At 69.5% G+C, this 20,632-nt stretch carries 20 protein-coding genes and 4 pseudogenes; 11 read left to right on the top strand and 13 right to left on the bottom strand.

The features are described 5' to 3' along the window. Positions 1 to 2: 2 nt before the first annotated feature. Genes PV419_RS45050 through PV419_RS45040 form a run of 3 tightly spaced genes read right to left on the bottom strand, consistent with a single transcriptional unit; the run spans position 3 to position 3,235 of the window. Entirely contained in the window at positions 3 to 833 is an 831-nt protein-coding gene (locus PV419_RS45050; protein ID WP_319699083.1) for a carbohydrate ABC transporter permease, read from the bottom strand. A 2-nt stretch (positions 834 to 835) separates the two neighbouring features. Then, positions 836 to 1,939, bottom strand: a complete 1,104-nt coding sequence (locus PV419_RS45045) for a sugar ABC transporter permease (protein WP_319699082.1) — start codon at positions 1,937 to 1,939, stop codon at positions 836 to 838. A 12-nt stretch (positions 1,940 to 1,951) separates the two neighbouring features. Continuing rightward, positions 1,952 to 3,235 carry an extracellular solute-binding protein gene (locus tag PV419_RS45040; RefSeq protein ID WP_319699081.1) on the bottom strand — a complete coding sequence of 428 codons (1,284 nt, stop codon included), beginning with the start codon at positions 3,233 to 3,235 and terminating at the stop codon, positions 1,952 to 1,954. 265 nt (positions 3,236 to 3,500) lie between these two features. Here PV419_RS45040 and PV419_RS45035 point away from each other — a divergent pair, with 265 nt between their 5' ends. From PV419_RS45035 to PV419_RS45005, 7 genes are all read left to right on the top strand, one after another. Then, positions 3,501 to 5,162 carry a glycoside hydrolase family 13 protein gene (locus PV419_RS45035; protein WP_319699079.1) on the top strand — a complete coding sequence of 554 codons (1,662 nt, stop codon included), beginning with the start codon at positions 3,501 to 3,503 and terminating at the stop codon, positions 5,160 to 5,162. 25 nt (positions 5,163 to 5,187) lie between these two features. Further along, positions 5,188 to 6,228, top strand: coding sequence for a LacI family DNA-binding transcriptional regulator (locus PV419_RS45030; protein WP_319699078.1), 1,041 nt, complete (start codon positions 5,188 to 5,190; stop codon positions 6,226 to 6,228). 116 nt (positions 6,229 to 6,344) lie between these two features. Further along, the gene (locus PV419_RS45025; RefSeq protein ID WP_319699076.1) at positions 6,345 to 7,235 is read left to right on the top strand and encodes a phosphatase PAP2 family protein; all 891 of its coding nucleotides are present in this window, start codon (positions 6,345 to 6,347) and stop codon (positions 7,233 to 7,235) included. Between the two features lie 180 nt (positions 7,236 to 7,415). Next, positions 7,416 to 8,363 (top strand): HAD family hydrolase, encoded by a 948-nt coding sequence (locus tag PV419_RS45020; RefSeq protein WP_415925519.1) that lies wholly within the window; start codon positions 7,416 to 7,418, stop codon positions 8,361 to 8,363. 97 nt (positions 8,364 to 8,460) lie between these two features. Then, on the top strand, positions 8,461 to 9,576 hold the full coding sequence (locus PV419_RS45015; RefSeq protein WP_319699206.1) for a threonine synthase: 1,116 nt from the start codon (positions 8,461 to 8,463) through the stop codon (positions 9,574 to 9,576). Then, a complete protein-coding gene (locus tag PV419_RS45010; protein ID WP_319699074.1) occupies positions 9,573 to 10,205 on the top strand; it encodes a transcriptional regulator in 633 nt (210 codons plus the stop codon). The genes PV419_RS45015 and PV419_RS45010 overlap by 4 nt, the downstream gene beginning before the upstream one ends. A gap of 145 nt (positions 10,206 to 10,350) precedes the next feature. Beyond that, a complete protein-coding gene (locus PV419_RS45005; RefSeq protein WP_319699072.1) occupies positions 10,351 to 11,130 on the top strand; it encodes an alpha/beta hydrolase in 780 nt (259 codons plus the stop codon). A 9-nt stretch (positions 11,131 to 11,139) separates the two neighbouring features. On the opposite strand, the gene PV419_RS45000 is transcribed toward PV419_RS45005, so the two are convergent. Continuing rightward, entirely contained in the window at positions 11,140 to 11,328 is a 189-nt protein-coding gene (locus PV419_RS45000) for a hypothetical protein (RefSeq protein WP_319699070.1), read from the bottom strand. A 165-nt stretch (positions 11,329 to 11,493) separates the two neighbouring features. Between PV419_RS45000 and PV419_RS44995 the strand changes: the two are divergent. Together PV419_RS44995 and PV419_RS44990 are read left to right on the top strand one after the other, a co-directional pair. Further along, positions 11,494 to 12,213 (top strand): annotated as a pseudogene (locus PV419_RS44995) (IS5 family transposase); the annotation flags it as partial. A 149-nt stretch (positions 12,214 to 12,362) separates the two neighbouring features. Then, entirely contained in the window at positions 12,363 to 12,998 is a 636-nt protein-coding gene (locus tag PV419_RS44990) for a DUF4352 domain-containing protein (protein WP_319699068.1), read from the top strand. Positions 12,999 to 13,013: 15 nt separating this feature from the next. Here the strand turns inward: PV419_RS44990 and PV419_RS44985 are convergent. From PV419_RS44985 to PV419_RS44960, 6 genes and pseudogenes are all read right to left on the bottom strand, one after another. Continuing rightward, positions 13,014 to 13,426: pseudogene (locus PV419_RS44985) on the bottom strand (IS5 family transposase); the annotation flags it as partial. A gap of 74 nt (positions 13,427 to 13,500) precedes the next feature. Beyond that, the gene (locus PV419_RS44980) at positions 13,501 to 13,926 is read right to left on the bottom strand and encodes a DUF4267 domain-containing protein (protein ID WP_319699066.1); all 426 of its coding nucleotides are present in this window, start codon (positions 13,924 to 13,926) and stop codon (positions 13,501 to 13,503) included. A gap of 177 nt (positions 13,927 to 14,103) precedes the next feature. After that, positions 14,104 to 14,279 (bottom strand): annotated as a pseudogene (locus PV419_RS44975) (transposase); the annotation flags it as partial. A 64-nt stretch (positions 14,280 to 14,343) separates the two neighbouring features. Next, a complete protein-coding gene (locus PV419_RS44970) occupies positions 14,344 to 14,730 on the bottom strand; it encodes a VOC family protein (protein WP_319699064.1) in 387 nt (128 codons plus the stop codon). 140 nt (positions 14,731 to 14,870) lie between these two features. Next, a complete protein-coding gene (locus PV419_RS44965; protein WP_319699062.1) occupies positions 14,871 to 15,221 on the bottom strand; it encodes an antibiotic biosynthesis monooxygenase family protein in 351 nt (116 codons plus the stop codon). A gap of 181 nt (positions 15,222 to 15,402) precedes the next feature. Continuing rightward, entirely contained in the window at positions 15,403 to 15,849 is a 447-nt protein-coding gene (locus tag PV419_RS44960; RefSeq protein WP_319699060.1) for a DUF1772 domain-containing protein, read from the bottom strand. A gap of 91 nt (positions 15,850 to 15,940) precedes the next feature. Here PV419_RS44960 and PV419_RS44955 point away from each other — a divergent pair, with 91 nt between their 5' ends. Together PV419_RS44955 and PV419_RS44950 are read left to right on the top strand one after the other, a co-directional pair. After that, a complete protein-coding gene (locus PV419_RS44955) occupies positions 15,941 to 16,519 on the top strand; it encodes a TetR/AcrR family transcriptional regulator (RefSeq protein ID WP_319699058.1) in 579 nt (192 codons plus the stop codon). A gap of 471 nt (positions 16,520 to 16,990) precedes the next feature. Continuing rightward, positions 16,991 to 17,074, top strand: a pseudogene (locus PV419_RS44950) (tyrosine-type recombinase/integrase); the annotation flags it as partial. Positions 17,075 to 17,091: 17 nt separating this feature from the next. On the opposite strand, the gene PV419_RS44945 reads toward PV419_RS44950, so the two are convergent. The 3 genes from PV419_RS44945 to PV419_RS44935 all read right to left on the bottom strand — a co-directional run bounded on the left by PV419_RS44945 (position 17,092) and on the right by PV419_RS44935 (position 19,924). Next, a complete protein-coding gene (locus PV419_RS44945; protein ID WP_319699056.1) occupies positions 17,092 to 17,289 on the bottom strand; it encodes a hypothetical protein in 198 nt (65 codons plus the stop codon). A gap of 492 nt (positions 17,290 to 17,781) precedes the next feature. Further along, the gene (locus PV419_RS44940; RefSeq protein ID WP_319699054.1) at positions 17,782 to 18,177 is read right to left on the bottom strand and encodes a hypothetical protein; all 396 of its coding nucleotides are present in this window, start codon (positions 18,175 to 18,177) and stop codon (positions 17,782 to 17,784) included. Positions 18,178 to 18,445: 268 nt separating this feature from the next. After that, on the bottom strand, positions 18,446 to 19,924 hold the full coding sequence (locus tag PV419_RS44935) for a helix-turn-helix domain-containing protein (RefSeq protein ID WP_319699052.1): 1,479 nt from the start codon (positions 19,922 to 19,924) through the stop codon (positions 18,446 to 18,448). Positions 19,925 to 20,632 lie beyond the last annotated feature (708 nt).

Genomic DNA, 20,632 nt, shown 5'->3' with positions numbered 1-20,632 from the left:
CCTTACGACTTGGTCGCGCCGGCGGTGAGCCCGGCGACCAGGTGGCGCTGGGCCCAGGAGAACACCAGCGTCGCCGGGATGGCGATCAAGACCGCGGCCGCGGTCATGGAGCCCCAGTCCGAGGTGTACTGGTTGACGAAGGTCTGCAGCCCGGCGGAGAGGGTGAGGTTCTCCTCCCCCGTCATGAAGGCGGAGGCGTACGCCACCTCGGCCCAGGCCGTGATGAAGGTGTAGAACGCGGTCACCGCCAGGCCCGGCTTGGCCAGCGGCACCACCAGCCGCCAGAAGGTGCCGAAGGGGTTGAGCCCGTCGACCCGGCCGGATTCGTCGATCTCCACCGGGATGGTGTCGAAGAAGCCCTTCATCATCCAGGCGCAGAACGGCACGGCGACGGTGAGGTAGGTGACGATGAGGGCCACCGGCTGGTTGAGCCAGCCCAGCGTCGACATGATGTTGTACAGCGGGACGATGAGGATGGCCACCGGGAACATCTGGGTGATCAGCAGCAGCCACATCAGCGGGCGCATCCCCGGGAAGCGGAAGCGGCTGACGGCGTATCCGGTGGTGGCCGCCACGAACACGCCGAGCAGTGTCGTGATCACCACGATGAACAGCGAGTTGCCGAACCAGGTGAGGAACTTCGTATCGGCGAGGACGTGGTGGTAGTTGTCCAGCGTCGGGCTCTTCACCACATCCGTGGAGAACGCCTCGCTCTTCGGCTTGAAGGAGGTCACCAGCAGCCACAGCGGCGGGAAGACCGCGACGGCGGAGGCGAGGATGAGGGTCGCGTGCAGCCCGACCGAGGCCAGCGGGGAACGTCGTTGGTCGCGCATGGTCACCACACCTCTCCCTGCCTGCGGAGTGCGCGGCGGTAGACCGCCGCGAAGAGCATGAGGATCAGCAGGATGAGCACGCCCCATGCCGAGGCGCCCGCGAAGTCGCGCGGGCTGTTGACGAACGAGAGCCGGTAGGCGTACGTGACCAGGACCTCCGTGCTGTCGCCCGGTCCACCGCGGGTGAGCAGGAAGATCACCGGGAACATGTTGAAGGTCCAGATGGTGGAGAGCAGGACCACCGTGGAACTGACCGAGCGCAGCCCGGGCAGGGTGATGTGGCGGAACCGCTGCCAGGGCCCGGCCCCGTCCATCTCGGCGGCCTCGTACAGCTCGCCGGGGATGGACTGCAGTCCGCCGAGCAGCGCGACCAGCATGAACGGCACCCCGAGCCAGATGTTCACGGCGATCACCGAGATCTTGGCCATGGTGGGGTCGTTGAGCCAGGGCACGGCGTCGATGCCGCCGCCGTCCAGGATCTTGTTGAGGATGCCGTTTCTCTCGTTGTAGAGGAGGCGCCAGGCGAAGACCGAGACGAAGGCGGGCACGGCCCAGGGCAGGATCAGCAGCGACCGGTAGAGGGTGCGGCCGGCGAATCTGCGGTTGAGGATGACGGCCAGGCCGAGGCCGATGGCGAAGGTGAGGGCGACGCAGCCGGCGGTCCAGGTCACGGTCCAGATGAGCCGGTCCCAGAAGATCGGGTCCTTGAGGATCGCGGTGAAGTTGTCCAGGCCGACGAACTTGTACGTCGCGGGGATGTGGTTCATCCCGATGTTGCGCTCGACGTTCGCCTCGTTGGCGTCGGTGAGCGACAGATAGATGCCGCGCGCCAGCGGATAGCCGATGATCACCCCGATCACGAGCACGACGGGCGCGACCATGGCCCAGGCGTACCAGTGGCGGCCCAGCGCGTTGCGGACCCGGCCCGGGGGCCGCTTGCCCGCCTTGCCGGTCTTGCCGCTCGTACCGGTGTTCTCGGCCTTGCCGGCGTTATCGGCCTTGCCGGCCTGGCCGGTCTTGTCGGTTTCGGCGGTCTCGCGGACCCGGCCACGGGCGCCCTCCGCGCCCGCGGCCGATCCTGCCGACTGCCCGGTCTCGACAGCCATCGTCGCCAGTCCCTACTTCCAGTCGCCCTTGAGGAGCTTGCGGTACGCGGCGCCGACCGACTTGGCTGCCTTCTCGGGCGAGGTCTTGCCGGTCACCACGTTCGGGAACTCGACCAGGATCGCCTGGAAGAGGCTGTTGCCCTCGGGGATCCAGGGGCGCTCGACGGCCTTGTCCACAGCCGCCTTGAAGAACTTGACGTTGGCGTTGGCCGCGACCGTCTTGTTCGTGTAGACCGAGGCGCGGGTCGGCAGCAGGCTGAGCTTCTCGGTGGTCTTGGCCTGGACCTCGGCCGAACTCATGTACTTGACGAAGGCGTAGGAGGCGTCGAGGTTCTTGGACCCGGCGTAGACGGTGAGGTTCTGGCCGCCCTGCGGGGAGCCCTGGGCCTTGCTGCCGGCCGGGACGGGGACCACGCCGAGGTTGGACTTGTCGTCCTTGAACGCCTTGCCGGCCAGGGTGTCCTCGATCGCCCAGGGGCCGTTGATGGTCATCGCGACGTCGCCGTTCTTGATGGCGTTCTGCATGTTGTCCCAGCCATCGGTGGCGTCGGTGACCGCCGCGCCGGACTTGACCAGGTCGCGGGCGGTCGCGAAGGCCTTGACACCGGCCTCGTCGTCGACGGTGACCTTCTTGGCGCCGGTGTCCAGGAGGTCGCCGCCCTCGCCGTAGATGAAGGGCAGGAACCAGTAGGCGTCGTCGCCGCGCAGGTAGAGGCCGGTCTTGCCGGTCTTCTGCTTGATCTTCTTCGCGGCCGCCTTGAGCTCGGTCCAGCTGGTCGGCGGCTCGACGCCGGCCTCCTTCAGCAGCTTCTTGTTGTAGAAGAGACCGAGGGTGTCGATGACCTGCGGCACGGCGTAGGTCTTGCCCTTGAACTTGGTGCCGGCGGCGGCCTTGGGCAGGTAGTCCGACTCGTTGTCGAGGGCCGCGGTGCCGTCCAGCGGGGCCAGATAACCGATGTTGGCGAGGTCCTGGGTCCAGGCGACCTCGGCGCGCAGCACGTCGGGGGCGCCGGAGCCGCCGCTGCCCGCGGCGTTCTTGAAGTTGTTCAGCGCGTCACCGAACGGCACGCTGACATAGTTGACCTTGACCTTCGGGTACTTCTTGCTGAAGTCCTCGGCGAGCTTCTTGTAGGTGCCCTTCTCGGCTTCGTTCGAGGTGTCCCAGTACGTCACGGTGCCGGAGATCTCCCCGGCCGACTTCTTGCCCCCGCCGCTGCCGCCATCATCACCGCCGCACGCGGTCGCCGCGAGCGCCATCGCCGCGACGAGTGCGGTGGCCGCTATGCCACGTCGCATCTGAACTCCTCCATAGCCGGCCGCGCCATCGCGGCGCCGAGTTGCCGAGGAACGTAACAGGGATGCAAACCAGCCGAAAGACCTTGCGGCAAATTTCTGCAAGGACTCGGGATCGTTACCTCCACGTGTCCCTCCAGTAGCCCCCTGAGCGCTTGACACCTGCGCCGGAGTGCCCCGGCGGGCGCCCCCGGACCGCCCCGACAGGCGCCGATGAGCCTCTGCAAGCTCTTCCGCAAGGCATTGCAGAGCTGTTACTTTCACCGGCATGACCCAGGAGCTCACCACCTCCCCCCAGACCGAGACCGCGCAGCCGTCCAATGGCACCGGCTGGTGGCGCGACGCCGTCATCTACCAGGTGTACGTGCGGTCCTTCGCCGACAGCGACGGCGACGGCATCGGGGACCTGCGCGGCGTCCGCGAGCGGCTGCCGCACCTGGCCCGACTGGGCGTGGACGCGGTCTGGCTGACCCCGTTCTTCGCCTCGCCGCAGGCCGACGGCGGCTACGACGTGGCCGACTACCGCGCCGTCGACCCGCTGTTCGGCGCCCTCAGCGACGCCGACGACCTGGTGCGCACCGCCCATGAGCTGGGCCTCAAGGTGATCGTGGACATCGTGCCGAACCACACCTCCGACCAGCACGTGTGGTTCCAGGAAGCGCTCGCGGACCGGCCTCGGGGGGCGGCCCGCGAGCGCTACCACTTCCACCCGGGCCGGGGCGCGGACGGCGAGCTGCCGCCCAACGACTGGGAGTCGGTCTTCGGCGGCCCCGCCTGGACCCGCACCACCGACCCCGACGGCACCCCCGGCGAGTGGTATCTGCACCTCTTCGCACCCGAGCAGCCCGACCTCAACTGGGATTGCCCCGAGGTCGCCGAGGAGTTCGCGTCCATCCTGAGGTTCTGGCTTGATCTGGGCGTGGACGGCTTCCGCATCGATGTCGCGCACGGCATGGTCAAGGCCGCGGGCCTGCCCGACATCGGCCACACCGAGCAGGCCAAGCTGATCGGCGCGCAGGTGCTGCCGTTCTTCGACCAGGACGGGGTGCACGAGATCCACCGCTCCTGGCGGCGGTTGCTGGACTCCTACAGCCAGGAGCACGGCGGCACGGTGCGGGTCGGCGTCGCCGAGGCGTGGGCCCCCACCTCCGAGCGGCTGGCCCTGTACGTGCGCCCCGACGAGCTGCACCAGGCCTTCAACTTCCAGTTCCTCAGGTGCCCGTGGGACGCGGCGGCGATGCGCGAGGTGATCGACGACTCGCTGGCCGCGACCGCCTCCGTGGGCGCCCCCACCACCTGGGTGCTCTCCAACCACGACGTGGTCCGGCACCTCACCCGCTACACCGAGGACAGCCCCGCCCAGGGCCTGCGCCGGGCCCGGGCCGCCGCCCTGCTGATGCTGGCGCTGCCCGGCTCGACGTACATCTACCAGGGCGAGGAGCTGGGGCTGCCGGAGGTCACGGACCTGCCGGACGACTGCCGCCAGGACCCGGCCTTCTTCCGCACCTTCCACGAGAGCGGCCAGGACGGCTTCCGGGACGGTTGCCGGGTGCCCATCCCCTGGTCGCGCGACGGGGAGTCGTACGGGTTCGGCCCCGGCGGCAGCTGGCTGCCGCAGCCCGCGGACTGGCGGGATCTGTCGGTCGAGGCCCAGACCGGCGACCCGGACTCTACGCTGGAGCTGTACCGCGCGGCGCTCGCGGTGCGCAGGGAGGTGCCCGGCCTCGGCGACGGCCCGATGGACTGGCTGGACGCCCCCGAGGGGGTGCTCGCGCTCTCCCGCCGGGGGTTCGTGTGCACCCTCAACACCCTGGGGGAAGCGGTGGAACTGCCCATCCCCGGGCGTGCGCTGCTGTCCTCGGCCCCGCTCGAATACGGGGCGGGTACGGTGCGCATTCCCGCCGATTCCTGCGCGTGGTGGGCAATCTGATATGCGACCGGTACAGTCCAGCCCCATGACCGCACGACTCGCTGACATCGCGGCCCAGGCGGGGGTCAGCGAAGCCACGGTCAGCCGCGTCCTGAACGGCAAGCCCGGCGTGGCGGCGACCACCCGCGAATCCGTTCTGGCCGCACTCGACGTGCTCGGATACGAGCGGCCGGTACGGCTGCGGCAGCGCAGCGCGGGGCTGGTCGGCCTGATCACCCCCGAGCTGGAGAACCCGATCTTCCCCGCGCTCGCCCAGGTGATCGGAGGGGCGCTGACCCGCCAGGGCTACACCCCGGTGCTGGCCACCCAGACCCCGGGCGGCTCGACCGAGGACGAGCTGACCGAGATGCTGGTGGACCGCGGGGTGGCGGGGATCATCTTCGTCTCCGGGCTGCACGCGGACACCAGCGCCGATATGCAGCGCTACGACCAGCTGCGCGGCCAGGGCGTGCCGTTCGTCCTGGTCGACGGGTACTCCGCCAAGGTACGGGCGCCCTTCATCTCCCCCGACGACCGGGCGGCGATGCTGCTGGCGGTGACCCACCTGGCCTCGCTCGGGCACACCCGGATCGGGCTGGCGCTGGGCCCCAAGCGGTTCGTACCCGTGCTGCGGAAGATCGAGGGCTTCCAGCGCGCGATGCACGAGCAGCTGGGTGTCGGGTCCGAGGAGTCCGAGGAGCTGATCCAGCACTCGCTGTACACGCTGGAGGGCGGCCAGGCGGCGGCCGGCGCGCTGATCGAGCGCGGCTGCACGGCGGTGGTGTGCGCGAGCGACATGATGGCGCTGGGCGCCATTCGGGCGGCCCGGCAGCAGGGCCTGGCCGTGCCGCGGGACATCTCGGTGGTCGGCTTCGACGACTCGCCGCTGATCGCCTTCACGGACCCGCCGCTGACCACCATCCGCAAGCCCGTGCAGTCGATGGGCCAGGCCGCGGTGCGGGCCCTGCTGGAGGAGATCGGCGGCACCCCGGCCCCGCCCAGCGAGTTCGTCTTCCTCCCGGAACTGGTGGTCCGCGGCTCCACGGCCTCGGCCCACGGGGCGGGGGCGCGGGGCGGGGGGACATAATCGGGCGCACGCCCCACTGCGCCGCATGTGGGGCGGGCCGGAGTAGGACATAAGACGCCAAGACCGGACTGAAGGAGGATCTGTCGCTGGGCCGCTTTCTGGCAGACTGTTGCCCTATGGGTGAAGCGACTGTGAGGACTCTGGCAAGCCGGACGGCCACTCCGTCACCCATCGAGGGAACCAGAGCGGAGACCGGCGCACGTCCGGCGCCACCCCCTACGTTCCTGGACCGGCTGCGCACCCCCCGCAGACCCCGGCTCTGGTTCGAGATCCTCCTCGTCGCCGTCAGCTACTGGACGTACTCCCTGATCCGCAACGCCGTCCCGGAGCAGCGGCACGAGGCGCTGCGCAACGCCGGGTGGATCTGGGACTGGGAGCACCAGCTCGGCATGGCCTTCGAAAGCGGTGTCAACCACGCGATCGACTCGGTCGGCTGGCTGATCGTAGGAATGAACTATTACTACGCCACGCTGCACTTCATCGTGACCCTCGGCGTGCTGGTGTGGCTCTACCACTGGCACCCGGGCCGCTACGCCGCCACCCGGCTGGTGCTCTTCGCGACCACGGGAGTCGCGCTGCTGGGCTACTACTTCTTCCCGCTGGCCCCGCCCCGGCTGATGACCGGGGGGCACTTCATCGACACCGTGGTGGCGCACCACACCTGGGGGTCGATGGCCTCGGGGAACCTGGCCAACATGTCGAACCAGTACGCGGCGATGCCGTCGATGCACATCGGCTGGTCGCTGTGGTGCGGCATCACCATCGCCATGCTGGCCCGCCCGGTGTGGGTGAAGGCGCTGGGGCTGCTGTACCCGACGGCCACGCTGGTGGTGATCGTGGCGACGGCCAACCACTTCTGGCTGGACGGCATCGGCGGCGTCGTCTGCCTGTTGTTCGGCTTCGCCCTGTCGCGGCTGTGGTACGGCAGGCTCTCCTACCGGCTGCCGAGGCAGGTCACGGCGGCGCGGGTGGAGGCCGAACCGGAGGCCGGACTGAAGGCGGCGTGAGCGCGGCTGTCAAGGCCGCTTGATCGGACCCGCGCGAGCCGCCATCCTGGCTCAGCATTCAGGGGCTCGATCACCGGCGCGACCATCGCGCGAGGGCGGCGGTCCGCGTCGCGCGCGTACCCGCGCTCGTACCTGTGGGGCACTGCCGCGGGCCCAAGGACACGAAAGGGACACCGGCACGTGCACACCGCCGACGCCACGCCAGTCACGCCCGCACCCTCCGCCACCGGGCACAGCTTCACCGGTTCGGATGGTTTACCCACCACGGCACTCCGGCTACCGCGGCCCCGCTCGGGCTCCGCGCCCGGCCCGGCCTGCGACGGGTCGCGCTTCCGGCTCGTGGCCACCGACCTCGACGGCACGCTGCTGCGCACCGACCTGACCGTCTCGGCCCGTACCCGCGCGGCGCTCGTCCTCGCGGACCGGGCCGGGGCGCGCCATCTGGTCGTCACCGGCCGGCCCGCCGCCTCCTGCCGGGAGTTCCTGGTGGCCATCGGCTATCAGGGGCTCGCGGTATGCGGCCAGGGCGCGCAGCTGTACGACGCCTCGGCGGACCGGCTGCTGGCCTCCGCGGCGCTGGACCTGGACCTGGCCCGGGCGGTGGTCAAGCGCACCGAGGAGGAGCTGGGCGGGCGCCCGCTGGAGCTGGCGGTGGTCACCGCCGCACCCGAGAACCGCTTCGTGATCACGCCGGGCTTCGCGGACCGGGTGCGGCCGGGCTGGGGGCTCGTGGGCAGCCGGGAGGAGCTGTGGGCGCAGCCGATCGAGAAGGTGCTGATGCGCCACCGCGAGCTGCCCGACGGCCGGGTCGCGGCGGCCGCGGCGCTGGCGGGCGGGGACGAGGTGTCGGTGACGCACTCCGAGAAGGGCATGATCGAGGTGCTGCCGGCGGGGGTGGACAAGGCCGTGGGGCTGGGGCGGGCGGCGGCACACATGGGCTTCTCACCCGCGGAGACGATCGCCTTCGGCGATATGCCGAACGACATCCCGATGCTGGAGTGGGCCGGGTACGGGGTCGCGATGGGCAACGCGCACCCGGGTCTGATCGCCGTGGCGGACGAGGTGGCGCCGGACCATGACGAGGACGGGGTGGCGGCGGTGCTGGAGCGCCTGTACGGCCGCCCCTGACCGGGCACTCTTGACCGATCCTCCACAACTAAACAGAATTTCCAAAGTGCACTCTGAACCCGACCACGCCGAACCCGACCGCCCTGCCCCCCACTACCTGGACGAGCGGTCCGGCGCCCGCTACCCGCTCACCGACCCGCGCTGGTGCGGCGACGACGGCGCCCCGCTGACCGTCTCCGCCCTGCCCGGCATCACCCGCGAGGACGTGGACGCCGGCACCCGTTCGCTGTGGCGCTACCGCGCGGCCCTGCCCATGGACACCGCCACGCCGGTGTCGCTCGGCGAGGGCTGCACCCCGCTGGTCGCCAAGGCCTGGGGCGAGGTCCCGGTCCACTTCAAGCTGGAGTGGTTCAGCCCTACCGGCAGCTTCAAGGACCGCGGCACCAGCGTGATGATCTCCCTGCTCGCGCAGCGGGGCGTGCCGGAGGTCATCGAGGACAGCTCCGGCAACGGCGGCGCCTCCGTCGCGGCGTACTGCGCGGCGGCCGGAATCCGGGCCACGATCCTCGCCCCCGAGGCCACCTCCCCCGCCAAGGTGCTCCAGAGCCGCGCGTACGGGGCGCGGGTGGAGCTCGTCCCGGGCGACCGGGACGCCACCGCGGCGGAGGCGCTGCGCCGGTCGGAGCGTACGTACTACGCGAGCCACAACTGGCACCCCTTCTTCCTGCAGGGCACCAAGACCCTCGCGTACGAGCTGTGGGAGGACCTGGGCTTCGCGGCCCCGGACAATGTCGTCACCGTGGCCGGCGCGGGCTCCACCGTCCTGGGCTGCGACATCGGGTTCTCCGAGCTGCTGGCCTCCGGCCAGATCCGGCGCCGCCCCCGGCTGCTCGTCGCCCAGCCCACCAACTGCGCCCCCATCCACGCGGCGTTCCACGCGCAGGGCCCCGCCCCCTTCGCCCCCACCATCGCCGAGGGCACCGCCATCCGCGAACCCATCCGGCTGCCGGAGGTCGTCCATGCCGTCCGCCGCTCGGACGGCGACATGGCGGCCGTCCCCGAGGACGACATCGCCACCGCGGCCCGCCGGCTGGCCGCCATGGGCCTGTACGCGGAGCCGACCAGCGCGACCGCGGCCGCCGCGATCGACGTCTTCCGCGCCCGGGGCGCGATCCGCCCGGGCGAGACGACCGTCGTGCTGCTGACGGGCTCGGGGCTCAAGGCGGCGACCACGATGGGCGCCCTCTTCGCCGATCAGAGAGGCACACCATGACCGCCGAGGACGACCTGCTCCTGCGCGAGGCCGAGAAAATCGTCGTCGCCATCGGCCGGATGTTCCCGGGCCTGTGCGAGGTCGTCCTGCACGATCTGCGCGACCCCGAACACGCCATCCGCGCCATAGAGAACAACCTCTCCGGCCGCTCCGTCGGCGACCCCGCCACCGAGCTCGGCATCGCCCGCATCCAGGCCCCCGGCTTCCCGGACATCGTCCAGAACTACCCCAGCCGCTTCCCCGACGGCCGCCCGGCCAAGAGCACCTCGATCGGCATCAAGAACAGCGCGGGCGAGTACGTCGCCGCCATCTGCCTCAACCTCGACGTCTCGCTGTTCGCCAGCGTCGCCCGCAGCCTCAACAACCTGGTCAGGACCGACGACCAGGAACAGCCCCTCACCGAAACCCTGCGCGCCCGCACCGCCGACGAACTCCGCACCGTCATCGAGGAATTCGCCGCGGCCCGCGGCCACACCCCGCGCAGCCTCGGCTCCGCCGCGAAGAAGGAGCTCGTACGATCCCTCAAGACCCGCGGCTTTCTGCAGGTCAAGCACTCCGTGCAGGTGGTGACGGAGCTGCTGGGCGTCTCCCGGGCGACGGTCTACAACTACCTCCGCTCACCCGGCTAGACGTGCCCTGTGTGGGTTGTCGACCAGCGCAATTCCGCCGACCACACGCTCAACCGCGGCCCTGGCTCTCCGCCGGCGGCGTCCAGGGTCCTCTGGTGTGTCTATTCTCGTCTCTCCACCGATCCCGACCGCAGGGGAGCAGACCATGCGCGACGCCGCCGTAACGCCCGAAGGCGACCGGATCCGGTGGGTCGAGCTGCCCGGACAGGAGCCGACACGCGTCTATGTGCACGGCCTGGGCGCCACCTCGCCCGCCTACTTCGCCGAGATCGCGGTACACCCCCTCTTGGCCGGCCACCGTTCGCTGCTGATCGACCTGCTGGGTCACGGCATCAGCGACCGGCCTACGGGCTTCGACTACACGCTGGAATCACACGCCGACGCGCTCGCCACGGCGCTGACCCGCGCGGGTGTCACCGGCGCCGAACTGATCGCGCACAGCATGGGCGGCTCAGTCGCCATCGTCCTCGCCGCCCGCCACCCCCACCTGGTCTCCCGCCTGGTCCTCATCGACGCCAACCTCGACCCGATCCCCCGCACGCCCGGCTCTTCGGGCAGCAGCGGTATCGCCGCCTACACCGAGGAGGAGTTCCTCACGGGCGGCTGGGAAGAGGTCCGCGACCGGGTCGGCCCTCACTGGTGGTCCACCATGCGCCTGGCCGGCCGGGAGGCGCTGCACCGCAGCGCCGTCCACCTCACCCGCGGCACCGTCCCCACCATGCGTGAACTTCTGCTGGACCTGAAGATCCCCCGCACCTTCCTGCTCCCGGAAGCCGACGCCCCGCTCCCGGGCACCGAAGCTCTCACCGAGGCCGGAGTGTCCGTCGTCGCCATCCCGCACTGCGGACACAACATCATGCTGGACAACCCGGAAGCCTTCGCCCGCGCCACGGCGGCGGCACTCGCGGCTCCTGTCCAGGGTTGACCGGCCGCGTTATCCGCCATCGGGCCGCGGCGCCCCGCCCACCCGGGCCAACGCCTCGTCCGCCAACTCGCCCACGGGCCGTTCCCCGTCCAGGAAGACCGTGTCCGCGGGCAGCGCGTCCGCCACGGCCGTACGCAACGGGATCTGGGCCTTGCACCACTGCTTGACCTCCTCGTCACGCGCCGGATCCGCGTGCAAGGACCTCCGGGGGAGGCCTTGAGGAAGAAGTGGTGCACGGGCACCCCTGCCGCCCGCAGCGGGCCGCAGATCTCCTCCGCGTACTGAGCGCGGACCGTGGTCATCGGCGCGAGCACCGGCCGCCCGTAGGGCGTGTCGTTTGGATCATCGGATCGTTGGTCTGATGTGTCGTTGACTGATGCGCAGTGGGCACGGATCGAGCCGTTGCTCTGGCGCGGCGTCTACAACCGGCTGCGGATGTGGGCCGTCGAGGCACCTGGGAGCGGGTGTTCACCGCTCTGATGGCCCAGGCCGACACCGATGAGGACCTCGACTGGGCGGTTTCGGTGGCTCCACGATCGTGCGAGCCCACCAGCATGCGGCCGGGGGCCGCAAAAAGGGGCCCCGGCCGGCGAACCCGACGACCATGCCATCGGACGGTCCCGCGGCGGACTGACCACCAAGATCCACCTCGCCTGCGACGGCCGCGGGCGTCCCCTGGCCATCCTCGTGACACCGGGCCAACGACACGACAGCATCTGCGCACGCACCCTGCTGGAGCGCATTCGGGTTCCTCGTCTCGGCCTTGGCCGACCACGCTGCCGACCCGGCCAGATCATCGCGGACAAGGCGTACAGCTCCCGCGGCCTCCGCGCTTACCTGCGCAAACGCGGCATCGCACACACCATCCCCGAGAAGACCGACCAGCAAAAGCACCGTCACAATCGCGGCAGCCGCGGCGGGCGGCCGCCAGTCTTCGACCGCGAGACCTACCGCCGACGCAACACCATCGAACGCTGCTTCAACCGGCTCAAGGGCTTCCGCGGCATCGCCACGAGATACGAGAAGACCGCCACCTCCTACGAAGCAGCGGTCACACTCGCGTCTTTCCTGCTCTGGGTAAGATCCGTTGGAAGACGGACCCTGGTGCAGTTCGGTTACAGAACGGCCGTTCCCCGCACCACCGATCTGTACAAGGATTCCAGGCATCGACACACTGACCTGGATCAGTCGTCATACTCACCTGGTCCATCGGGAATGTACGGGGGGATTCCATGCGCCGTTCCATCGCGGTTGCCGCCGCGGTCGTCACGCTCACCGCCACCCTTGTGGCATGCGGGGGTTCGGACGGGGGCAGCGACAAGGCCGGGCCCACGGGGCCCACGAAGGGCGCCGGCTCCAGCAGCACCGCCCAGCCGACCGGCGAGCAGTCGCCCGGCGCCACCGCCGGCAGCACGCAGGCGCCGGTCGGCAAGCTCGGCGACACCCTGAAGCTGGTGGGGATGGAAGGCAGTCTGAACGGCACGGGTACGATCGAGGCCGACTTCACGTTGGAGAAGTTCGAGAACAACGCCAAGCCGGCGCTCGGCGCACCCGAGCCTGCCGCCGGGAACCACCTCGTGGCCGCCAAGTTCACCATCGTCGAGACCGGCACCGGCACCTACCAGGACTCCGGGTTCGCGGAGGCGATGGTCTACGACGCGAACGGGCAGGGATATCAGGGCAAGCCCGGAAGCCCCACCATCGGCAAGTCCCTTGGCGGCCTCCAACTGAACGTCAAGCCGGGTCAGCGGGTCTCCGGCTGGATCGTCTTTGAGGTGCCGAAGGACGCGAAGATCACGTCCGTGACGTACGTGATGGAAAAGGTCGGGCCGGACCCCGAGCGCACGGGCAAGTGGACCCTCGACTAGGCGGTTTCGTTTGGATCATCGGGCGGACCAGAGGAAGATGCCGGCGATGTGGAGTCCGGCCAGGTAGATGGTGGCTGTCTTCTCGTAGCGGGTGGCGATGCCTCGCCACTGCTTGAGGCGGTTGATGCACCGCTCGACGGTATTGCGCTGCTTGTAGGTCTCGCGATCGAAGGCCGGTGGTCTGCCGCCTCGGCTGCCGCGTCGCAGTCGGTGGCCGCGTTGGTCCGCCGGAACGGGGATCACGGCCCGGATGCCGCGTCGGCGCAGGTGCTCGCGGATCGCGCGGGACGAATATCCCTGTCCGCCAGGACCACGTCCGGTCTGGTGCGCGGCCGGCCCCGTCGGCGGGGAACACGCAGGCGGGCCATGACCTCGGTGAAGGCGGGTGCATCGCCTGCCTGTCCGGCAGTGAGGACGAAAGCCAGAGGCCGACAGCCGGCACCGGGCGCCGGATGCGGACTCGGCGGGGGAAGGCGAATACCGACAACGCGCCAAGGCGGCGTTAGGCGGGCTGCGGGACGGGCGTTGCCGGAGCGGCCGCGGCCTTGCGGGTCTCGCGCATTATCAGCAGGCCGTTGACCACCATCAGTGTCGCGGTCAGGCCGTGGACGCCGAGCGCGGTGGCCACGGAGCCGTGGTGGGCCAGCACGGTGGCCATGTCGCCGTACGCGGCGAGGGCCTCCACCAGGAGCACCCAGCCCAGCGCCCGGCGGTGGCCCGTGACCAGCAGGATGCCCAGGACCAGGGCCATGACGACGTCGCGGATTCCCTTGATGATCAGGAAGCCGTCGCCGTCGCCGGACGGCCAGCTCGGCAGGCCGAAGCCCGGCGCCGTCGTCTCCGGGCTCAGGATGAACTCCGTCCCGAACCAGAGGATGAAGAGGATGAAGGCGGCGGCCAGGACGGTGTTGATCTTCTTCAGCGACATTGTTCTTCTCCTTGCGAGTCTACGTCGGCTTGGTGAGCTTCGTGGAGCTTGCGGAGTCCTGTGGGGCCTGGTCAGGCCGCGCGTGCGCGGCTGATCGAGGGGCGTGGTTCGCCGGGATCACGGTTGTGGGATCTGAACGGCAGTTGCATTCCCGGATGTTGGGATGTCGGTGGCCGGCCGGCCGTCCGGGGAGCGCGGCAGTGGCAGCCCGGCCAGCAGCACGCGCAGCCGGTCGCCGTCGATGCGGCCCCGGTTGAGATCGCCGTACGGCCCGCCGTGCCCCCGTCGGTGTTCGGGCAGCAGCGTCAGGTCGACCGGTGTGCCACCGGACCGTCCGCGCACAGCACCGCGTCGGTCGCGACGACGAACGCGATCCCGCCACCAGCGAAGCCATGATCCGCTGGGCCGCCATCGGCCTCATGACCCGGCGCCGCCCGGGGTGAGGATTTCCATGAGATGTCCGTCGGGGTCGTGGAAGTAAGTACCCCTGCGGCCTTTGGTGCGCTTGCTGTGATAGATCTGCCCAAGCTCCTGGCATGCGGGATCGCCGTAGTGGGTGATTCCACCGTGCTGGATGCGGGCGAGGGCGGCGTCGAACTCCTGCTCGCTGACCATGAACGCGTAGTGGTGTGGCTCAAAGTCGTCCAGCTGGTCGTAGTCCAGGCTGACCTGGTTCGCCAGCGTGACCGGCGTGAAGTGCGCTACCGGCGGATCGACACTCAGGCCGAGGATTTCGGCCAGGAACTGCGCCGAGGCTTGCGGGTCACGGGCGGGGACGATGGTGTGATTCAGTTCCACGGCCATAGTGGCTCCTTTTCAGGGACGGGGTTACGCGTGGTGGGGTGCTCGGCGGCCTCGGCGACCCGGCATGGTGCATGGATGCGTGACTGCCCGCGGGAGGGCAGGGCTTCCCCGGCTGCCCTCCCCCTGCTACAGCTGCCGTGTCATTCGTCGATCTGCTCGAAGATGTGCGGATACGACACGATGTCGTCGGGGAACTCGGCCGCCATGCGCTGGAACTCCGGGCTGCCGAACGCCGTGGCGAGCGCCTCGGTCGACTCCCAGACCGCGACGTTCATCAGAAGCCGACTGTCCGCCGTTCCCTTGTGCATCTGCAGGGAGACGAATCCCGGCTGAGCCTTCATGAACTCGGCCTGCCTGCGAAAAAGGGCCAGGAACGCTTCAGTCCTCTCCTTCGGGACGAAGAAGGTGTTGGCCAGGACGATGGGCCCGGTCTTCTCCTTGAACTGCGCGAACATCGGCGCGTGCGGGTCAAGACTCTGCAGCGTGGCCATTTTCGGTACTTCCACTGGCTATCGGTCAGTGGGTGTCGCTGGGGCCCGCGTCCTGCGGATGCCAGCGGAGTTCGAGGATGTTGGTGTCCGGGCCCTGGATGTAGATGGAGGTGGCGGTGCCGCACTTCGGGCGCAGGGCCGAGCGGTTGCGGCTGACGACCGGGCGGGTGAGCCCGCGGGCTCAGGCGAGGGCGGCGACCAGCAGGGCGAAGGCGGCGATGATGACGGCGACGCGGGCGTAGTGCCAGCGGTTCCAGCGGTTCAGCTGCTCCTTCCAGTCCTCGGGCCGGTTGTCAGGGGTCCACGTCTTGCCCCGGTTGTTGATCGGGACGAGCAGCAGGATCGACATGATCACGCTGAGGATCAGCAGCGCGCCGGCGGTGACGACGAGGCCGGCGCCGTCGCGGTGCCATCCGGCGACGGCCCAGACCGCGACGAGGACAAGCGAGCCGATGTACCAGACCGGCATCACAGCGCCGAGCATCCGGCCCCCGTGGGCGTGGCCGAGTTGGCCGCTGTCCTCGGGCAGGGCGTTGAGGATCGGGTTCATGACGAAGGCGACGGAGAACTCCACCCCCACCATCACGCCGACGACCACGGTGGTGACGACCTCGAGTGCGTTGAGCATGACGACCCTCTCGGTATCTAGTACTGCTAGATGATGAGGCAACGCTAGTACTACTACCGACCGCTTGTCTAGCGGTGCTAGGATTCGAAGCATGTCGGTACAGGAACGCAAGGAGCGCGAACGGGCGGTCCGCGAGCGCCTCATCGTGGCGACGGCCCGCGAACTCGCCGAGCAGCAGGGCTGGGACGCGGTCACCACCCGCCGCCTCGCCGAGCGCATCGAGTACAGCCAGCCCGTCCTCTACAGCCACTTCCGCGGCAAGCGCGAGATCATCGGCGCCGTCGCCCTGGAGGGCGCCACCGAGCTGGCCGTCGCGGTGCGTGCCGCGACCTCCGCCGCGGACGGTCCGCGCGCCCGGGTCGCCGCCCTCGCCCGCGCCTACCTCGACTTCGCCGAGCACAACCCGGCCGTCTACGACGCCATCTTCCAGCTCGACGGCGGCCTGGCGTACGCGCAGGAGGACACCCCGGAGCCGCTGAAGGACGCCTTCGCCGCCCTGCTGGAGACCCTCGGCGAGGTCGCCGGTGACGGCGTCCACCCGGCGCTGTTCACCGAGACGTTCTGGGCGGCCCTGCACGGCCTCGCGACCCTGACCCGGACGGGACGGCTGCTGCCCGAGGACGCCGAGCCGAGGGTGGAGCTGCTGGTGGACCGGCTCGCCACGGTCTGACACACCATCCCGGCGGGCACACAGCCGGGCCCCCCTGGGCCCTCGGAGCCCGCCGCTGCCCGCCTGCGGCATCGCTTTTGGCCACTCGCGCCCACACGGCGCAGCCGCAGATCGCCCGGCCCCGTACCCAGACGGGCACCCGCCCCGGAAGCTGCGATGCTCATTGATCACGACCCGCCACGTCATTCGCCGGTGCCCTCGTCGTCCTCGTCGAGGTGGACGGTCGCCGGGTCACGCAGTGGGCGCAGGCCCTCGCGTGGCGGGCGGGCGGCGAAGCTGTAGCGGCCCACGCAGTTGAGGTTGGCGTGCTTCAGCGGGAGACCCGGGCCACATCCTCGTCCAGGACGTCATGCTCCCGCTCCTCGGGCGGCAGGGCCCGCAGGTGGTCGACGGCGGCGTCGAGGTAGCGCGTTGTCGAGAGCACGGCGGCATTGAGGACCAGGCCGAGCCCCCCGAATTGTCCTACGTCACCACCTGATCGAGGACGGCTGGGACCCGCGCTTCGTCCAGGAGCAGGTCGGCCACGAGCACGCCAGTACCACCTCGCTCTACACCAACCCTCGGGAATTGCATCAGGTGGGCGAGGCCGCTTCGCCGGCCTGCTGTTGCTTCTCTATGCCCAGTGGCCCACAGCGATCGCCCGGCTCACCGTCGACCACGTCGAGGAGACGGACGGAGCCGTCCCCACCCGCCTCGGCGCCGTCCCAGTGGACCTGCCCGCACCCGTCGCTGAACTGGCCCTCCAGCAAGTCGAAGTTCGCCGCAGCCACGCCGTCCTCGGCCGCACAGACTCGACCGCTTCGTCCCTCGCGCGCTCGGGCAACCCTCGCCCGCTCCTTGGCAGCTGCCGTGCTGTCTCACCCAAGCGAGCAGTGTCCGCGGCCTTGGCGTCTTCGGCCGCGTCGGCTGCGTCGGCTGCGTCGGCTGCGTCGGCTGCGTCAGCTGCGTCGGCTGCGTCGGCTGCGTCAGCCTCTGCGGTAATGGCATCCACCTGCTCCTCGAGCCACTTGCGACGGCAGGACGCGCCCCGGGCAGCGCTCGCTGCGATCTTCGTGCCGTCGATCGCGATCGTGCCGAGTCGGCCGAGTCCGGCCTTCGCGCAAACCAGCAGCACCTGGGCCGGCCCCGCCGAGCGAATAGCGCGCCTCGAGACTGCTGAGATCCAGATGGTCAACCACCTCCAGCAGGATCCAGACCACGACGAGAAACGGGTGGGAGCATAGGCGCTCCCACCCGTTCCCGGCGCTGGGCAGAGCTCGGTTTTACGCCGCCCAGTCGAAGTTCTTGTATCCGGCCTCCTCAAACGAGAAGCGGAACTTGACGCCATCCTTGACATCCGTGGCGATCTCCCACCACGAGTCCCCCGGGTAGTACGTGCTGTAGCTGCTCTGGCAGTAGTTGAGGGTGTTGTTGCTGTGATAGAAGCAGACCTTCACCTTCTTGGGTGTGCCGAACCCGTTCACCCTGATGTTGATGTCGGCGCAGTTGCTCGTCGTCTTGAAGAAGTCGCTGCCTTTGGGGTGGACGGATCCCCCGGCGGTCGAGACATAGTTCTTTGCGCTGCCGTAACAGGTGGCTGCGGCGGCAGGTGTCGTGGTGACCAGCAGGCTGCCGCCGACGATCGCGCCGGTCATGGCCAGGGCGGTCAGTTTCTTCATAGTGCGTTCCCCTCGTAGTTATTGCCATCACGGTGCATCAGGGCTTCACCATGTCCGGGTGCCGCGCTGAAGCGGAGTACCTCTAACTGTCCAGGTTGAACGTCCGACCTCAATGTGCTGGTGTTCGGCCTGGCTCCGGGTGCACAGCCACTCCGTGGCCGGCTCGTCGCCCTGCGGACAGTCATCGCAGGCCGGGTGAAGCAGACTGTAGGGAGGGCTGTGGGTGGCGGGCAATGCGCACGGTGCGCAGTTGCGGGGTTGCGGCTGTTCACGGTGCACGGTCGGCGATGCGGAACGCGTGGACCAGTTCGTGGGTGCCGGGGCCTGGGGTCTGGAGGCTGCGTTTCAGGAGCTGTTCGGCGGTGCGCAGGTGGGCGCGAACGGTAGTGCGGCTGATGCCGAGGTTCCGGGCCGTTCGCTGGGCATCGGTGTCGGCCTCGATCCAGGCTCGCAGGGTCTGGTGCACGGTGCGGTCCGTGCCGAGCTGCAGGGGTTGGAGGAAGGCGTGGGCCCAGGTGATGGCCGCTTCGGTGGACAGCAGACTGTCCGCCGAAGGCGTTGGCACATGCTCGGCTGCGGCGTTGCCGTCGGGTAACGGGAGGTCGGTGATCGCCAGGGCCAGGGCGAGTTCGGCGCGGCTGCGGGGGTCCTGCAGGTTGAGGCCGAGGGCGTCTTGGACACGCCTCAGATGGGCGGTGACGGTGTTGCGGCTGACGTCGAGCAGCCGAGCCACACCGGAGCGGGGAAAGTTCAGGGCAAGGCTGGTGATGTCGAGGGTGAGCCGGGGGGCTTCCCTGATCGGCTCCAGGAAGGCACGGGCCCAGGCGAGGGCTTGTCGACGAGGGAGCAGTCCGGCCAGCGGTGGCTGGCCGTGGTAGTCGGCAACCCGGTCGGGCGTGTGGCAGGCGACGGCCAGGGCATGGCGGGCTTGATCGTAGGCATGGGCAGTGGCCTGCAAGGGCATGGGGGCGCTGATGCCCAGCGCGTAGTCCGGGTTGTCTCGCACCAGCGCCTGCAAGGGCGCGGCCAGGCCGCCGTCCGCGCTGTCGCCGTCGTGGTCCATGGGCAGGAGACAGATGAGGTGATCGTCGTAGACAGGGCAACGCACCATCAAGCCGCGACCGTGATAGCCGGACGCATCCTGGTAGGCGTCGATGAGCCTGTCGCGGTCTGAGGGCGGGCAGCGGAGCAGGTGGATGCGCAGACGTTCAGCGTCCAGCAACGGCGGAACGGCACCGGCCGTCATGCGGCGGGCCAGAGTCAGTTCTCCAGTCATCAGGGCCATGAAGACCGCCAGGCGCAGCCGCGTTGCCGCCTGCTGATAGCGGAGTGCGAGGTCGTCGGCCTGCCGGGCTCGTCGCAACACCTCGATCATGGAGCCGACGTGGGATGCGAGCGCCAGGGCCTCCCGCGTCAGCGGTAACGGGCTGCCCACCACCAGCACCGGACGCGGAACTTGCCGTCCCAGCGCTTCGCACCGCACATGGAACACGCCCACCTGCGAGGCCGCAGCGGCCAGCTGTCCGCTTGATAACTGCGTCAGCACCAGCTGGAGACTGGCAAGGATGTCCGGCGCAAGCCGGGCAGTGGACAGCTCCACCTTGCCCGCGCGGTCTACCAGGGCGATCTCCGCGCCGAGCTGCCGCCCCAACCAGTCAATCAGCGTCTGCGGATTAAGATCGGCATCTTGGCAGACACGAGGTTTCAGTTGGCGCAGCAACTCATCGAGTACCTGAGGTGTCGGCACGGCCCTCCCCTGCCAGCTTGTCGGCCGCCTTGTCCGAGTCAGCCAGCGCGCACTCCCGGAACCTGGAGTACCGGCGGATCTCCGCGCGGTGCTCGTTGAGTGCCTGGCCGGCCCGCTCATGCAGCGCCCGATCCTACGGTGAAACCTTCCATTATCAGAATGACGAAGGCCTCACCCGCAGGTGGGCCACGTCGGTCCGCCCCGATGCTCTCACCGAAGCCCGTCCTAGCCACTCCGGCTCGCCTACACCGAGGCCCTGAAAGACGAACTCGCGGTCACCGCTGCCGCGTTCTGGGCCCTGCCCGTTGTTCGCCTCATCACGACAGGACTCCGACTGCACACGGCCTCTGCGGACACAAGCTCCATCTTCGCGACCGAGGCGTTCACCGGGGGACTCCCCGTCCACATCGCCGCCCGGCTTCTGGGGCATGAGGATTTGGCCACCACGCAGGCATACCTTAACCCTCGGGAATGGCATCAGGCGGGCGAGAAGCCGCAGGTCGTGTGGTCGCGGCGGGAGCTGGCAGACCTGTTCCCCGAACCTGGGGTGATCGGCACCGGGCTGGGGCGGACGCTCCGGGAACACGCCGTCGCCTCGGCCCGCAGCGCAGGCTCATCAACTTCATTAGTCATCCTTAGTGTTGTGCACGTATAGTTGTGGGTATGGAGTTGCTGCGCATGTCCAAGGCCGCGAAGCGTCTCGGGATA

The organism is Streptomyces sp. ME19-01-6 (assembly GCF_033793745.1).
GTDB lineage: Bacteria > Actinomycetota > Actinomycetes > Streptomycetales > Streptomycetaceae > Streptomyces.
Note: the sequence above shows the minus strand (reverse complement) of the source record. Positions and strands in the feature narration are given on the sequence as shown.